This window comes from Halomonas sp. SS10-MC5 (genome assembly GCF_015992245.1).
Lineage (GTDB): Bacteria > Pseudomonadota > Gammaproteobacteria > Pseudomonadales > Halomonadaceae > Halomonas > Halomonas sulfidoxydans.
Map to the genome: position 1 here is coordinate 3,193,620 of NZ_CP065435.1, position 15,700 is coordinate 3,209,319.

Annotated in this window: 14 protein-coding genes; 2 read left to right on the forward strand and 12 right to left on the reverse strand. The window is 66.8% G+C overall.

Going from position 1 to position 15,700, the window contains the following annotated elements; all coding sequences use genetic code 11:
- Window positions 1-26: 26 nt before the first annotated feature.
- Window positions 27-593 carry an elongation factor P gene (gene efp, locus I4484_RS14910; protein WP_197448027.1) on the reverse strand — a complete coding sequence of 189 codons (567 nt, stop codon included), beginning with the start codon at window positions 591-593 and terminating at the stop codon, window positions 27-29.
- A gap of 102 nt (window positions 594-695) precedes the next feature.
- Here efp and epmB point away from each other — a divergent pair, with 102 nt between their 5' ends.
- Window positions 696-1,742 (forward strand): EF-P beta-lysylation protein EpmB, encoded by a 1,047-nt coding sequence (gene epmB / locus I4484_RS14915; RefSeq protein WP_197448028.1) that lies wholly within the window; start codon window positions 696-698, stop codon window positions 1,740-1,742.
- 55 nt (window positions 1,743-1,797) lie between these two features.
- On the opposite strand, the gene leuA is transcribed toward epmB, so the two are convergent.
- The 5 genes from leuA to I4484_RS14935 all read right to left on the reverse strand — a co-directional run bounded on the left by leuA (window position 1,798) and on the right by I4484_RS14935 (window position 6,108).
- Window positions 1,798-3,504, reverse strand: coding sequence for a 2-isopropylmalate synthase (gene leuA / locus I4484_RS14920; protein WP_197448029.1), 1,707 nt, complete (start codon window positions 3,502-3,504; stop codon window positions 1,798-1,800).
- A 46-nt stretch (window positions 3,505-3,550) separates the two neighbouring features.
- Window positions 3,551-3,682: a hypothetical protein gene (locus tag I4484_RS20990; protein ID WP_267956713.1), complete on the reverse strand. Its 132-nt coding sequence runs from the start codon at window positions 3,680-3,682 to the stop codon at window positions 3,551-3,553.
- 145 nt (window positions 3,683-3,827) lie between these two features.
- Window positions 3,828-4,169, reverse strand: coding sequence for a protealysin inhibitor emfourin (locus I4484_RS14925; RefSeq protein WP_197448030.1), 342 nt, complete (start codon window positions 4,167-4,169; stop codon window positions 3,828-3,830).
- Window positions 4,166-5,209: a M4 family metallopeptidase gene (locus I4484_RS14930; RefSeq protein ID WP_197448031.1), complete on the reverse strand. Its 1,044-nt coding sequence runs from the start codon at window positions 5,207-5,209 to the stop codon at window positions 4,166-4,168. The genes I4484_RS14925 and I4484_RS14930 overlap by 4 nt, the downstream gene beginning before the upstream one ends.
- Window positions 5,210-5,274: 65 nt before the next feature.
- Window positions 5,275-6,108 carry an ion transporter gene (locus I4484_RS14935; RefSeq protein ID WP_197448032.1) on the reverse strand — a complete coding sequence of 278 codons (834 nt, stop codon included), beginning with the start codon at window positions 6,106-6,108 and terminating at the stop codon, window positions 5,275-5,277.
- A 252-nt stretch (window positions 6,109-6,360) separates the two neighbouring features.
- Between I4484_RS14935 and I4484_RS14940 the strand changes: the two genes are divergently transcribed.
- Window positions 6,361-7,215, forward strand: coding sequence for an SDR family oxidoreductase (locus tag I4484_RS14940; protein ID WP_197448033.1), 855 nt, complete (start codon window positions 6,361-6,363; stop codon window positions 7,213-7,215).
- Window positions 7,216-7,292: 77 nt separating this feature from the next.
- Here the strand turns inward: I4484_RS14940 and I4484_RS14945 are convergent, their stop codons facing one another.
- From I4484_RS14945 to pgi, 6 genes are all read right to left on the reverse strand, one after another.
- Window positions 7,293-7,550, reverse strand: a complete 258-nt coding sequence (locus I4484_RS14945; RefSeq protein ID WP_159553541.1) for a TIGR02647 family protein — start codon at window positions 7,548-7,550, stop codon at window positions 7,293-7,295.
- Between the two features lie 93 nt (window positions 7,551-7,643).
- Window positions 7,644-8,864, reverse strand: coding sequence for a phosphoserine phosphatase SerB (serB, locus tag I4484_RS14950; RefSeq protein ID WP_197448034.1), 1,221 nt, complete (start codon window positions 8,862-8,864; stop codon window positions 7,644-7,646).
- Window positions 8,861-11,113 (reverse strand): DNA topoisomerase IV subunit A, encoded by a 2,253-nt coding sequence (gene parC / locus I4484_RS14955; RefSeq protein WP_197448035.1) that lies wholly within the window; start codon window positions 11,111-11,113, stop codon window positions 8,861-8,863. The genes serB and parC overlap by 4 nt, the downstream gene beginning before the upstream one ends.
- A 134-nt stretch (window positions 11,114-11,247) precedes the next feature.
- Window positions 11,248-13,128 carry a DNA topoisomerase IV subunit B gene (parE, locus tag I4484_RS14960; RefSeq protein ID WP_197448036.1) on the reverse strand — a complete coding sequence of 627 codons (1,881 nt, stop codon included), beginning with the start codon at window positions 13,126-13,128 and terminating at the stop codon, window positions 11,248-11,250.
- A 79-nt stretch (window positions 13,129-13,207) separates the two neighbouring features.
- Window positions 13,208-13,843: a YqiA/YcfP family alpha/beta fold hydrolase gene (locus I4484_RS14965; protein ID WP_197448037.1), complete on the reverse strand. Its 636-nt coding sequence runs from the start codon at window positions 13,841-13,843 to the stop codon at window positions 13,208-13,210.
- 56 nt (window positions 13,844-13,899) lie between these two features.
- Window positions 13,900-15,579: a glucose-6-phosphate isomerase gene (gene pgi, locus I4484_RS14970; RefSeq protein WP_197448038.1), complete on the reverse strand. Its 1,680-nt coding sequence runs from the start codon at window positions 15,577-15,579 to the stop codon at window positions 13,900-13,902.
- Between the last annotated feature and the right edge of the window lie 121 nt (window positions 15,580-15,700).

Here is a 15,700-nt window from a genome sequence, read left to right on the forward strand (position 1 = left end):
CGGCGTTGAAACAGCCAGGCACCCGGTCAGGCGCGTGACACATATTCGCCGGAGCGCGTATCGACTTTCAGTACTTCGCCCTGGTTGATGAACAGCGGCACCCGCACCACGGCGCCGGAAGAGAGCGTGGCCGGCTTGGAACCGCCCTGGGCGGTATCGCCCTTGAGGCCCGGGTCGGTCTCGACCACTTCCAGCTCGATGAAGTTGGGCGGCGTTACGCTGATGGCGTTGTCGTTCCACAGGGTCACGGTGTAGACCACCTGCTCCTTGAGCCACTTGAGGGTGTCGCCCAGCGCCTTCTTCTCCACCGCGTACTGCTCGAAGGAGCCGTCGGTCTTCATGAAGTGCCACATGTCGCCGTCGGTATAGAGATACTCCATCTCGAGGTCTACCACGTCGGCGCCTTCCAGGGATTCGCCCGACTTGAAGGTACGCTCCCACACGCGGCCGGTGATCAGGTTGCGCAGCTTCACGCGGTTGAACGCCTGGCCCTTGCCCGGCTTGACGAATTCGTTCTCGACGATCGCACAGGGGTCGCCGTCCAGCATCACCTTCAGACCGCCCTTGAATTCGTTGGTAGAATAGCTAGCCATGTTGCCTCTCGAATGATCGGGCGCGCCGCAGCAGGCTGCGGCGCGCAAGAAACCGAATCGACGAGGAGTCGAGCCCTCGCCCCTTTGTGACTGGTGTGCCGCATGATAACCCGAAGCTCCGCCCTTTTGCAGAGACCGGAATCGCTTAACGCTGACGTGAAGCCCTTGTCGCTGCCGAGCGCCTGGCAGACCCAGCTGTCGCGGGCGGTCCGCGACCCGCGTGAGCTGTGCCGGCGCCTTGGCCTGGAGGATTCGTGGCTGCCCGGCGCCGAGGCGGGCCATGCCCTGTTCGAGGTGCGGGTGCCCGAGGCCTTCCTGGCTCGCATGCGCTATGGCGATCCGCATGATCCGCTGCTGCGCCAGGTGCTGCCGCTGATCGCCGAGGGTGAGAACGTACCTGGCTACGTGACCGACCCGCTGGAAGAGGCCGAGCACACCCCGGGACCGGGGATGATCCACAAGTACGCCGGCCGCGTGCTGCTGATTGCGAGCCCCGCCTGCGCGGTAAACTGCCGTTACTGCTTCCGTCGCCACTTCCCCTATGGCGACAACAGCCCCTCGCGGGCTCAGTGGGAGCGCTCCCTCGACACGCTGAGGCAGGATGCCTCGATCCACGAGGCGATCCTCTCCGGGGGCGACCCGCTGGCCGCCAGCGACCGCCAGCTCGCCTGGCTCGTCGAACGCCTCGAGGCGATCCCTCACCTCAAGCGCCTGCGCCTCCACACCCGCCTGCCGGTGGTCATTCCCGACCGGGTCGACGACGCAATGCTCGGCTGGCTCGGCGCCACGCGGCTGCAGAAGGTGATGGTGCTGCATATCAACCACGCCCAGGAGATCGACGACGCTGTGGTCGCGGCCTGCGCACGGCTCAAGCAAGCCGGCGTGACGCTGCTCAACCAGAGCGTGCTGCTGCGCGGCGTCAACGATTCGGTGGCGGCGTTGGCCCAGCTCTCCGAGCGGCTGTTCGATGCCGGCGTGCTGCCCTACTACCTGCATGTGCTCGACCCGGTGGCGGGTGCGGCTCACTTCGACGTGCCCGACGAAGAGGCCCGCGAGCTGGTCGCGGGCCTCAGGGAGGAGCTGCCGGGCTTCTTGCTCCCCCGCCTGGTCAGGGAAATCCCCGGCGAAGCGAGCAAGACGCCACTGTAGGACCCAGACCGTCGACGGCAGGGCAAGCCAGCCTAGCGGGCTGGCGCAACGCCAATTACGCCAGCGTCGCCGCCGTCACATTGGCCGCCGCCGGCTCGTTGGAGACATGCCGGTTGATGGCGCTCATCACTGCCTTCATCGAGGCGCTGGTGATGCTCTCGTCGGTTCCCACGCCGAACACCGCCTTGCCGTCGATGCGCACCTCCACGTAGGCAATCGCCTCGGCGTCGGCGCCCTGGCCGCGGGAGTGTTCGTGGTAGTCGATGATCTCCACGTCATGGCCGGCCGCCGCCAGGGCCTTGATGAAGGCTGCCAGCGGGCCGTTACCCTCGCCGTCGATGGCGCGCCGCTCGCCGCGCTCCTCGATGGTCGCCTCGAGCTTGACCCTGGGGCTGTCGGGCTCGGAGGAGAGGCGATGATTGACCATGGCATAGGGTGAGGTACGCGCCAGGTACTCGTCGGCGAAGGCCTGGTAGATCATCTGCGAGGTGATCTCCTTGCCGGTACGGTCGGCCACCTCCTGCACCACCTGGCTGAACTCGATCGAGAGCCGGCGCGGCAGCTCGATGCCATGCTCCTGTTCGAGCAGGTAGGAGACCCCGCCCTTGCCCGACTGGCTGTTGACGCGAATCACCGCCTCGTAGCTGCGGCCGACATCCATCGGGTCGATGGGCAGGTAGGGTACCTCCCACATGGCATCCGGATTGGCGCGACGCTCGGCCATGCCCTTCTTGATCGCATCCTGGTGGGAGCCGGAGAAGGCGGTGAAGACCAGATCGCCGACGTAGGGATGGCGCGGGTGTACCGGCAGCTGGTTGCAGTACTCCACCTCGCGCATGATCGGTGTGATGTTGGAGAAGTCGAGCCCCGGATGCACGCCCTGGGTGTAGAGGTTCATGGCCAGCGTCACGATGTCGACGTTGCCGGTACGCTCGCCGTTACCGAACAGGGTGCCCTCGACGCGGTCGGCGCCCGCCATCACGGTGAGCTCGGCTGCCGCCACGCCGGTGCCGCGGTCGTTGTGGGGATGCACGCTGACGATCAGGTGGTCGCGGTTCTTCACGTGGCGACAGAACCACTCGACCTGGTCGGCGTAGTTGTTGGGCGTGGCCGCCTCCACCGTGGCCGGCAGGTTGACGATCATCTTCTTCCCGGCGCTGGCGCCGTAGGCCTCCATCACCGCCTCGACCACCTCCTTGGCGAAGTCCATCTCGGTGGTGGTGAAGAGTTCCGGCGAGTACTGGAAGGTCCAGTTGGTTTCCGGCGCCGCCTCCATCAGCTCGCGAATCTGGGCGGTGGCGTCCACGGCGATGCCGATGCACTCCTCCTTGCTGACGTTGAACACCACGCGGCGGAACACCGGGTCGGTGGCGTTGTAGACGTGCACGATGGCGTTCTTGGCCCCCTTCAGCGACTCGAAGGTGCGCTCGATCAGGTGCGGGCGCGCCTGGGTCAGCACCTGGATGGTGACATCGTCCGGCACCTTGTTCTGCTCGATCAGCGCGCGCACGAAGTCGAAGTCGGTCTGCGACGCCGAGGGAAAGCCGACCTCGATCTCCTTGAAGCCGATCTTCACCAGCAGGTCGAAGAAGCGCTGCTTGCGCTCCTGGTCCATGGGGTCGATCAGCGCCTGGTTGCCGTCGCGCAGGTCGACGCTACACCACTGCGGCGGCGACTCGATGCGGCGATTCGGCCACTGGCGGTCGGGCAGGTCGACGGCGACGAAGGGGCGGTACTTGGCGGCGGGGTTGTCGAGCATCATGGCGGCGGTCTCCCTGGCTGGCGGCTCTGGTTCGGACAGGCGGCGTTCAGAAACGACGACGCCCCGGCTGCGTGGCGCATACCGGGGCGTCGTGGCAATGGACGAGACGATTCTCGCGACCGATGGCGGTCACGGCGAAACGACGTACGTAGCGTGAAACAATTCGGGTGGTTGACATTTCGGTACCTCGACTGACCTGGACAAAAACGCGATGCGCAACGCATCGCCCGACACTCAAAGGCCGGCTAGTAGTCGTAGGTTCAGGCTGAGGTAGCAAAATGTCGTGTTCATGCCCTCTAGAAAATCAGCATGGCCGACGCTTGTCAAGGCCCGCCTCCCCTTTCCGCTTCGGTATCGGCCCGCTGCCACCATACCACGAGCTCCCGGGGCAACGCTTCCTCGGCCACTGTCAGGGCCCACAGCGAAGCGCCATCGGCATCCTCCACGCTCAGGGAGAAGCGGCGCCGGTCGGCGCCGGGCGATGCCACCTGCCCGGCCCCGGCTTCCGCGCCGCACAGCAATCGCCACAGCTCGTCGCGCTGCGCCTCACTGTAGCGGGCGCAGTCGATGCAGCGTGGCTGCGACAGGCCGGGAAAGTGAGCCACGCCCCCTTCGCGGCGCAGCCGGACCACACTGCCCGACGTCAGGCGAGGCGGCCGGCTCACGTCAATACCCCCACGCCTCGCCAACCTTCGCGCACCGCCCCGGCCTCCGTACTCGCCGCGCCATAGCGGCGCTCGGCGTTGTCCAGCGTCAGCATGGCGAAGGCGGCGAAGTCGCTATCCTGCTCCAGTCGCCGGTCGACGAGCGTGTCGTACCAGATTCGACCGGCCCGCTCCCAGGCATGGCCACCCAGCGCCATGGCCGCAAGGTGGAAGGCCCGGTTGGGAATGCCCGAATTGATGTGCACCCCGCCATTGTCCGCCTCGGTGACCACGAAAGCGTCCATGTGGCCAGGCTGAGGGTCGCGCCCCAGCAGCGGGTCGTCGTAGGCGCTCCCCGGGTTCGCCATGGAGCGCAGCGCCCGACCGGCGACCCGCTCGGTGAACAGCCCCTTGCCGATCAGCCAGTCCGCCTCGTCGACGCTCTGCCCCAGTTCGCGCTGCTTGGCCAGGCTGCCGAACACGTCGCACAGCGACTCGTTGAGCGCACCGGATTGGCCCGCGTAGGCCAGCGCCGCCTCGTGCTGGATGACGCCATGGGTCAGCTCATGGGCGACGATGTCCAGCGCCACGGTGAAGCGATTGAACAGCTCGCCGTCGCCATCACCGAACACCATCTGGCGTCCGTCCCAGAAGGCGTTCTCGTAGTCCTTCCCGTAATGCACCGTGGCCAGCAGCGCCATGCCGTCATCGTCGATGGAGTGTCGCTCGAAGGCCTCCCAGAACAGCCGGTAGGTCGCCCCCAGCCCGTGATAGGCCTCGTCGACGGCCGGGTCGCCGCTGTCGCCCTCCCCTTCGCGCCTCACCAGCCTGCCGGGCAGGATCTGATGCTGCTCGGCGTCATGCACGTAGCGGGCCGACTCACCGCGCCGGGGGCTGCCCTGTGGCAGTGGCACGCCACCCGCACGGGCGCGGAACTGACGGTCAGCCAGCAGGGTCTGTCGAGCGCTCTCGCTGAGGTGGGCCGAACCGGCGCTGGCGATGCGCTCGAGCACGTAGGGCGGCAGAAAGTGCCTGGCACCGGCGGGTGACAAGTCGGTCATCCTTTTCCTCTCCTCCACATCCGGCTCGCCCATCGAGCCTGGTTGATTAGAGCATAGCGGAAGCGTTACTCCCCGCGCCGCCCCAGCATTGCCTCCATGCGGGCCAGCTGGTCGCTCAGCGCCCGCACGTCGTTGCGCAGGCCATGCAGCTCGGCGGCTTCCCCCTCGCCGCTCTCCAACTGCACCTGAATGCTCTCCTTCTGCATCACGTCGAGCACGATGCCGATCATCATGTTGAGAAAAATGAAGGCATTCAGAAAGATAAAGGTAAGAAAGTAGATCCAGGCGTAGGGGTAGTGCTCCATGGTCGGGTAGAGCACCGCCGTGGCCCAGCTCTCGAAGGTGGCGACCTGGAACAGGGTCAGCATGGCCAGCGAGATATTACCCCACAGCTTCTCATCGACGCTGGCGAACAGAAAACTGCCGATGGCACCGTAGATGTAGAAGATGATGAACATCAGCAACGCCACGTAACCCATGCGCGGGATCGATTTGAACAGCGCCGCGATCAGCATGCGCAACTCGGGAATCATCGAGACCAGACGCAGCACGCGGAAGATGCGCAGCAGCCGCGCCAGCAGCACCATCTCGGAATCGTCCAGGGGGATCAGGCTGGCGGTGACGATCAGGAAGTCGAAGACGTTCCAGCCGCGCTTGAAGAAGTCGCGCAGGCGCTTCTCCGCCGCCATGCGGATCAGGATTTCCACTAGGAAGAATACCGTCACCGCCGTGTCGAGCAGCAGCAGCCACTCCTGGAAGGGGCTGACCTCTTCCTCGTAGGTCTTGGCACCGATCAGCAGGGCCGAGACGACGATGATGGTGATTACCGTCAGCTCAAAGGCCTTGTGGGCACGCAGTCGCTCGAAGCGGTCGCGCCAGGTTTCGAAAGAAGCGCTCATTGGAAATTCTCGAAAGTACCTTGGACAGGAATCCGAAGTGACAGGAGCCGAACCGCCGGCGGCAGACCAGGCGACACCAGCGGTCGAGGCGGCGTGATGGTATCACGAGCGCGAAACGAAGAGAGCACACGGCCGGTGGTCTCACCAGTTCTTACGACAGCGAAACCTTTATTCACTCTCCCCGCCTTGTCCAGTCGGTTGCGCGCTGCCTACCTTCAAGACATCACGTGCACAGGAAAAGGAGTCCGGCACATGAGCCAAGAGAAACAGCCAGCTCAAGAGCAAGCCCACCAGCCCGGCGCCGAGTACAAGATGGAGCCGAGACCGGAATATATTCGCGAGAGCTACCGCGGCGCCGACAAGCTCAGGGACAAGGTGGCGATCATCACCGGCGGCGACAGTGGCATCGGCCGTGCCGTGGCGGTGCACTACGCCCGCGAAGGCGCCGACTGCATCATCGTGCACCTGGAGGAGGATACCGACGCTCGCGAAACGCAGTCCCTGATCGAAGCGGAAGGCCGCCGCTGCCTGGTGCTCAAGGGCGACGTGGGAGAACCGACGTTCTGCCAGGACATCGTCGATCGCACCCTCAACGAGTTCAGCAAGCTCAACATCGTGGTACACAACTCGGCTGAGCAGTACGACTGGGACGACATCACCGACATTCCCGACGAGCAGCTGCAGCGCACCTTCCAGACCAACGTCTTCAGTCACTTCTACCTGACCAAGGCGGCCCTGCCCCACATGCACGAGGGCGACACGATCATCTGCACCTCGTCGATCAACGCCTTCAAGGGCAACCCTTCGCTGATCGATTACACCGCCACCAAGGGCGCCATCCAGGGGCTGGTGCGCTCGCTGGCGGTGCCGCTCGCCGAGAAGGGGATCCGGATCAATGCCGTGGCGCCGGGTCCGGTGTGGACACCGCTGATCCCGGCCAGCTTCCCCGCCGAGAAGGTCGCCTCCTTCGGCGGCCAGGTGCCGATGAACCGCGCCGGGCAGCCTTCCGAGATGGGACCGGCTTACGTCTACCTGGCCAGCGAGGAGTCTTCCTACATGAGCGGCCAGACGCTGCATCTCAACGGCGGCGTGGTGCTCAACACCTGAGCCGGTCTTTCGCCGGAAAGCGCGACGCCCGCCTCTCGGAGGCGGGCGTCGTCATGTCGCTCAAGCGGTCGGCGAACTCATGTCGTCAGTTCGGCGGGGTTCAGCAACCCGGCGAGCTCCTGGGCGTAGTGGGCGGCCTCACGGCCGCGCGGCGTCAGATAGCCACCGTCGGCCTGGGTCACCAGGCCCTTGGCGTGCAGCCGCGAGGCGGCGGCGACCGCTTCCGGCGCGGCATTGGAGTGCACCTTGATGCCCTCCTGGCTGGTGTCGAGGTTGTACAGGCAGAGCAGGTTCAGCTCGTCCAGCAGCTCGGCGGTGAAATGCGCTTGGGCCATGGCGTTCTCCGATGTGATCAGATCTTTCGAGACAGGCTCTTCAAGTCATCTTCGAAGGTACGCCACTTCCCCTTGCTTCACCAGTACTGCCGGTCAACCCGCCCGACTGTCGTCCTCCAGATCCCCCTCGCGATAGCCCATCAGGTAGAGCACGGCATCGATACCCAGGGTCGAGATCGACTGGCGCGCCTGGCTGCGCACCAGCGGCTTGGCGCGAAAGGCGATGCCGAGCCCGGCGGCGGCGAGCATCTTGAGATCGTTGGCGCCGTCGCCCACGGCGATGGTCTGCTCCATGGCGAGTCCTTCGCGGGCGGCGATCTCGTGCAACAGCTCGGCCTTGCGGCTGGCGTCGAGGATCGGCTCGCGAACCTCGCCGGTGACCTTGCCGTTCTCGATGACGAGCTCGTTGGCGTGGACCTCGTCGAAGCCGAGCTTCTCCTGCAGGTGGCGGGCGAAGTAGGTGAAGCCGCCGGAGAGGATCGCGGTGCGATAGCCGAGCCGCTTCAAGTGCTTCATCAGGCGCTCGACGCCGTCCATCAGCGGAAGCTCCTCGGCGATCTCGACGAGCACCGCTTCGTCGAGCCCCTTGAGCTTGGCCATGCGCTCACGGAAGCTCTGCTGAAAGTCGAGCTCGCCGCGCATGGCGCGCTCGGTGACTGCGGCAACGTCCTCGTAGACGCCATGGCGGCGCGCCAGCTCGTCGATCACCTCGGCCTGGATCAGGGTCGAGTCCATGTCGAAGCAGACCAGGCGGCGATGGCGACGCCAGATCGAATCTTCCTGGATGGCGATATCGACCCCGTGCATGGCCCCCAAGGCCAGGGCCTTTTCGCGCAGGATATCGAGATCGACCTCCTCGCCGCGCAGCCAGCACTCGACGCAGGCGCCGAAGGGGGGGACGCCGTCGTCCAGCGCCTCGCGACCGGAGAGGCGGTGGATCAGCTCCACGGTCAGGCCGTGCTCGGCGGTGAGCGCGCCGACCTCGGCCAGGATGCCGGCGGGCAGGTGCGGCGCGAGCAGGGTCAGGATCAGCCGCGGCTCGCTGGCCTGCACGCTCCAGCGCTGATAATCCTCGGCGCTGACCTGGATCGCCTGCACGTCGAGTCCCAGACTATCGCCCGCCTGGTTGAGCGCGCTCTCCAGGTCGCTCTCGCGGTCGAGCCCGACCAGCGCTTCCAGCGAGACCATGCCGAAGGTCACGCTCTGGTTGATATCGAGCAGCCGTGCGCCGCTGCGCGCCAGGGCTTGGCCCAGGCCGGCCAGCTGGCCGGGTCGTGCCGCGCCGGTGGCGCGGATCAGCAGTCGTCGTGTCATTCCCCACTCTCCAGGCGATCCACTTTCTGCAGGCCGCGGGGCAGCTTGCTGCCGCGTCGACCGCGTTCGCCGCGATAATAGTCCAGATCGGCGTCCTTGAGGGTCAGGTGGCGCTTGCCGGCATGCACGATCAGCCCCGCCCCCGCGGGCAGCAGCGCGATGTCGCGCACCAGTTCCTCGCGCCGCGCGGCACGGGCGCCGGGAATGTCGATCATCTTGTTGCCCTTGCCCTTGGCCAGCTCGGGCAGTTGCTCCAGCGGGAACAACAGCAGCCGCCCCTCGTTGGAGACCGCCGCCACCCAGATGTCCTCGCCCTCGGGCACGCGTACCGGCGCCATGACCCGGCAGCCCTTGGGCACCGAGAGCACCGCCTTGCCCGACTTGTTCTTGCCGATCAGCTCCTCGAGCCTGGCCACGAAGCCGTAGCCGCCGTCGCTGGCGAGCAGGTAGCGGGTCTCGGGCGGGGCCAGCATCAGCCCGGCCATGTGCGCACCGGCGACCACGTTGACCCGGCCGGTGACCGGCTCGCCCTGGCTGCGGGCGCTGGGCAGGTTGTGGGCGGCCAGTGTATAGGCGCGGCCGGTGTCGTCGAGCAGCACCAGCGGCTGGTTGGTCTTGCCGCGCCCGGCCAGGGCGAAGCGGTCGCCGGACTTGTAGGAGAGTCCTTCCGGGTCGATGTCGTGGCCCTTGGCGGCACGGATCCAGCCCTTCTCGGAGAGCACCACGGTGATGGGGTCGGCGCCCATCAGCTCGACCTCGGAGAGCGCCTTGGCCTCCTCGCGCTCGACGATGGGCGAGCGACGCTCGTCGCCGTGCTCGCGGGCGGCCTCGCGCAGCTCCTCCTCGATCAGGTCGGTGAGCTTGGCCTCGCTGCCGAGCAGTTCCTTGAGGCGCTTGCGCTCGGCTTCGAGCGCGTCCTGCTCCCCGCGGATCTTCATCTCCTCGAGCTTGGCCAGGTGGCGCAGACGCAGCTCGAGGATGGCCTCGGCCTGGCGGTCGGAGAGGCCGAAGGCGGCCATCAGCGCGCTCTTGGGCTCGTCCTCCTCGCGGATGATGCGGATCACCTCGTCGATGTTGAGGTAGGCGGCGAGCAGGCCTTCGAGGATGTGCAGGCGATCCTCGACCTTGCCCAGGCGATGCTCCAGGCGCCGACGCACGGTCTTGCGCCGGAAGGTGAGCCATTCGCCAAGCAGCTCGGGCAGCGGCATCACCCGCGGCCGGCCGTCGAGGCCGATCACGTTGAGGTTGACGCGAATGTTCTTCTCGAGGTCGGTGGTGGCGAACAGGTGTGCCATCATCGCCTCGATATCGACACGGTTGGAGCGCGGCTCGATCACCAGCCGGGTCGGCTCCTCGTGGGTCGATTCGTCGCGCAGGTCGTCGACCATGGGCAGCTTCTTGGCCTGCATCTGGGCGGCGATCTGCTCGAGCACCTTGGAGCCGCTGACCTGATAGGGCAGCGCGGTGACCACCACCTTGCCCTCCTCCATCACGTAGCGCGCGCGCAGCTTCACCGAGCCGCGTCCGCTCTCGTAGAGTTTGCGCAAGTCGTCACGCGAGGTGATGATCTCGGCCGCGGTGGGGAAGTCTGGCGCCGGCAGGTACTGCATCAGATCGGCGGTAGTAGCCTCGGAATTTCGCAGCAGGTGGCAGGTCGCCTCGACCACCTCGTGCACGTTGTGCGGTGGGATGTCGGTGGCCATGCCCACGGCGATGCCGGTGCCGCCGTTGAGCAGCACGTGGGGCAGGCGCGCCGGCAGCACCACCGGCTCGTTCATGGTGCCGTCGAAGTTGGGGGTCCAGTCGACCGTGCCCTGGCCCAGCTCGGCGAGCAGCACCTCGGCAAACTTGGAGAGCCGCGATTCGGTGTAGCGCATCGCCGCGAACGACTTGGGATCGTCGGGGCTGCCCCAGTTGCCCTGGCCGTCCACCAGCGGGTAGCGGTAGCTGAACGGCTGGGCCATCAGCACCATCGCCTCGTAGCAGGCGCTGTCGCCATGAGGGTGGAACTTGCCCAGCACGTCGCCGACGGTACGCGCCGACTTCTTGTACTTGGCGCTGGCGTTCAGCGCCAGCTCGCGCATGGCGTAGACGATGCGCCGCTGCACCGGCTTCATGCCGTCGCCGATGTGGGGCAGCGCCCGGTCGAGGATGACGTACATCGAGTAGTCGAGGTACGCCTTCTCGGTGTATTCGCGCAGCGAGAGGCGCTCGACGTCGCCCTCCGCCACCTGGATATCCATGGTCATGGGGTTAGCGCCCTATCTGTCATCATGGAAAAATCGCGGGCCGTGCCCGCACGAAACGTTCTGGAAGAGTTTCGAGATGCGGGCTTCGGGCTTCGAACCCCGCAGCCCGCAGCTCGTAGCTCGTAGCTCGTAGCTCAGACTTCGATATCCGCCAGGTTGCCATAGTCTTCGAGCCAGCTCTTGCGGTCCGACGCGCGCTTCTTGGCCAGCAGCATGTCCATCATCTCCATGGTGCCGTCGCCGACCTCGCGGGTGAGCTGCACCAGGCGGCGGGTTTCCGGCGCCATGGTGGTCTCGCGCAGCTGCAGCGGGCTCATCTCGCCGAGGCCCTTGAAGCGCTGCACGTTGGGCGTGCCGCGCTTGCCCTCGAGGCGACGCAGGATCGCCGCCTTCTCGCTCTCGTCCAGGGCGTAGTGCACCTCCTTGCCCAGGTCGATGCGGTAGAGCGGCGGCATGGCGACGTAGACGTGGCCGGCGTCCACCAGTGCCGGGAAGTGGCGCACGAACAGCGCGCACAGCAGCGTGGCAATGTGCAGGCCGTCGGAGTCGGCGTCGGCGAGGATGCAGATCTTGTGGTAGCGCAGCTGGGTCAGGTCATCGCTGCCCGGGTCCATGCCCACCGCCACGGCGATGTCGTGGACCTCCTGGGAGCCGTAGATGTCGTGGCTGTCGACCTCCCAGGTGTTGAGGATCTTGCCGCGCAGCGGCAGGATCGCCTGGGTCTCGCGGTTGCGCGCCTGCTTGGCGCTGCCGCCGGCCGAGTCGCCCTCGACCAGGAACAGCTCGCCCTGGGCCGGGTCCTGGCCGGAGCAGTCGGCCAGCTTGCCGGGTAGCGCGGGGCCGGCGGTGACCTTCTTGCGCGCCACCTTCTTGGCGCTCTTCTGGCGCCGCTGGGCGGCGCTGATGACCAGCTCGGCCAGCGTCTCGGCCTGGTCGACATGGTGGTTGAACCACAGCGAGAAGGCGTCCTTCACCACGCTGGAGACGAACGCCGCCACCGTGCGCGACGAGAGGCGCTCCTTGGTCTGGCCGGCGAACTGCGGGTCGAGCATCTTCACCGAGAGCACGTAGGCGACCCGCTCCCACAGGTCCTCGGCGGTGAGCTTGACGCCCCGCGGCAGCAGGTTGCGGTATTCGCAGAACTCGCGCAGCGCCTCGAGCAGGCCCGAACGCAGGCCGTTGACGTGGGTGCCGCCCTGGGGCGTAGGGATCAGGTTGACGTAGCTTTCCATCAGCGTCTCGCCGCCTTCCGGGAGCCACTGTACCGCCCAGTCCACCGCCTGCTCGTCGTCGGCGAAGTGGCCTATCAAGGGCGAGGCCGGCAACACTTCGAAGCCGTCGGTGGCCTGGGCCAGGTAGTCGCGCAGGCCGTCCTCGTACTGCCAGACGCTTTCGGCGCCGTCGGCTTCCACCAGGGTGACCTTGAGCCCCGGGCACAACACCGCCTTGGCCCGCAGCAGGTGCTTGAGCCGCCCCATGGCCAGCCGCGGGCTGTCGAAATAGGATTCGTCGGGCCAGAAGCGCACCAGGGTACCGGTGGTACGCTTGGCCACGCTGCCGATCTCGGCCAGTTCCGACACCTTGTCGCCGTGCTCGAAGGCCATGGCGTGGCGGGCGCCGTCGCGCGACACCTCGACCTCCAGGCGCCGCGACAGCGCATTGACCACCGATACCCCGACGCCGTGCAGGCCGCCGGAGAAACGGTAGCTGGACTGGGAGAACTTGCCGCCGGCGTGCAGCCGGGTAAGGATCAACTCGATCCCGGAGACGCCGTGCTCGGGATGGATGTCGATCGGCATGCCGCGGCCGTCGTCGGCCACTTCGATACCGCCATCCTCCAGCAGGCGCACGGTGACTTCCCGTGCATGGCCGGCCAGCGCCTCGTCGACGCTGTTGTCGATGACTTCCTGGGCCAGGTGGTTGGGGCGGGTGGTGTCGGTGTACATGCCGGGGCGCTTGCGCACCGGATCGAGACCGGAGAGTACTTCGATTGAGCTGGCACTGTACTGTGTCATGCGTGTCCCAAAGCCATTACGAATTCGATTGCGCTCCCAGCAGGCCTGCCCCTTCCCTGAAAGCCCGGCTGCGTCTGCGTCATTGCCCCGGTGGCCCGGCAGTCACGCGCCTCGGTGGCAGGCAGTGTCCGCCATGGGCGAGCACGGCCGGCAGGTAGCTCTCCAGCATGCCGAAGACATGGTCGCCGCCGGGGTGCAGGACGGTCCGGGCGCCGCGGTAGAGGGCGAAGGCATCCGCCGGATCGAGCGTCTCGTCGGCGGTTCCCAGCAGCAGCAGGTAGCGCTCGGGGCACACGCGCTGCGGCGTCAGTTCGACCAGCTCCTCTCGATGCGCCGCCTCGATGACGAAACGCTCGTCGGTATGCTCGTTGACGAAGGCCTCGCCTACCCACTCCCCCACCAGCCGCGCCGGCCGCACCGCGGGATTGACCAGCACCGCCGGGAGGTCGTGGCGCTCGGCCAGGCAGGTCACCAGGAAGCCGCCCAGGGAGCTGCCGACCAGCAGCGGACTCGGCCCCAGCGTGTTCAACTGCGCTTCGGCCATCTCCAGCGCGGCCGCAGGACGATGCGGCAGCTGAGGCGTCTCGCAGGGCAGCGCCAGCTCCGTGCAGGCGGCCCGTATCAGCGCCGCCTTGGGCGAGCCATAGCCGCTGTTGAAGCCATGCAGGTAGAGCAGGCCGCTGGCGGGCAGCGGCGCCAATGGTGCGCTCAGCATACCGAACGAACTGTATACATTGCCAGCCCTTCCACGCTAACCCGTTTCTCCCTGCTTCAACGATCGCTCTCCCGCTCGGCCTCCCAGACCGCTTCGAGCAGCGCTCGGGTGGAGGCATCCATCTTCTCGTGGCCATGGTGGTCGGCCAGCATGCGCTCGGTTTCACCGGCGATCTGCTTGCCCAGCTCCACGCCCCACTGGTCGAAGGGGTTGATGCCCCAGATGGTAGCCTGCACGAACACCTTGTGCTCGTAGAGGGCGATCAGCGCTCCCAGGGTGGCCGGGGTCAGGCGGTCGAGCAGCAGCGTGGTGGAGGGCTGGTTGCCGCGGTAGCGCTTGTGGCCGGGACGCTCACCCGGTTCGTCGATGGCGTCATCGCCGAGCATCAGCAGGCGCGACTGGGCGAAGCAGTTGGCCAGGGTCAGGCGATGCTGCCCCATCAGGTGCCGGCGGGTTGCCGCATCCTCGACGTCGTCGTAGCGCTTGAGCGGGGCGATGAAGTCGCACACCACCGGCTGGGTACCCTGGTGCAGCAGCTGGTAGAAGGCGTGCTGGGCGTTGGGGCCGAGCTGCCCCCACAGCACCGGGCAGGTGGAGTAGCTCACCTGGCGCCCGTCGTGGGTGGCCGACTTGCCGTTGGACTCCATCTCGAGCTGCTCGAGGTAGGCGGCGAAGTGCTCCAGGCGGCCGTCGTAGGGCAGGATCGAGTGGGCGCGGATGTCGAGGAAGTTGACGTTCCAGATCCCCGCCAGCGCCAGCAGCACCGGCAGGTTGTCGCCGAGAGGCGCCTGGGCGAAGTGCTCGTCCATGGCGTGGGCGCCGGCGAGCAGCTCGCGGAAGTTGGCCATGCCGATCACCAGCGCAATGGGCAGGCCAATCGCTCCCCACAGCGAATAGCGACCGCCGACCCACTCCCAGAACAGCAGCTGGTTGGCCTCGGCGATGCCCCACTCGCTCATCTTGTCGGGCTTGGCCGAGACGCCGACGAAGTGCTGACGCATGACCATGTCCTCGTCGACCCCCTGGATGCCATCGTTCACCAGGCGCGCCATCAGCCAGTCGCGGGCGGTGCGCGCGTTGGACAGGGTATCGATGGTGGTGAACGACTTGGACGAAATCACGAACAGCGTGGTCTCGGGGTTGAAGCGGGTGAGATAGTCGGCGAGCTGCGAGCCGTCCATGGTGGAGGCGAAGTGCACCTCGACATGGTGCGCATCGGCGGGTCGGTAGTCGGCCAGCGCATGGGTCACCATCAGCGGGCCGAGATCGGAGCCGCCCACGCCCAGGTTGACCACATCGTGAATCGGCCGACCGGTAGCGCCGCGCCACTGGCGGGCGTGGAGGCGTGCGACCATGGTCGCCATGCGGTCCAGCGTGGCGTGAACGCCCGGGACCACGTCCTCGCCGTCGACGGCCAGGGAGGCCTCCGGGGGCAGACGCAGGGCCGTGTGCAGCGCCGGACGATCCTCGCTGACGTTGACGTGATCGCCACTCAGCAGGGCCTGAATGCCCTCGGGCACGCCGGCTTCGCGGGCCAGGTCGAGCAGCAGCGCAAGCGTGGTGTCGCTCCAGCGCTGTTTCGACAGGTCGAGGGTCAGCCCCGCCGCCTGCTGCGTGAAGGCGCGCCCCCGCGCCTGGTCGAGGAACAGCTCGCGCAGGTGGGTGGGGCGCATCTCCTCGGCGTGCTCCATCAGCCGCTGCCAGGCGCCAGTCTGGTCGATCGGGGTGTGGTTCATAGCAATCCTCCTTGACGTTGCGGGAACACCGCGTCGTTGACGGCCAGCGTGAGACGGGCGACATCCTTCGCCCACAGGCTAGCCTTGTATCCGCCTGTAAATCCACAGCGTAAATGCAACG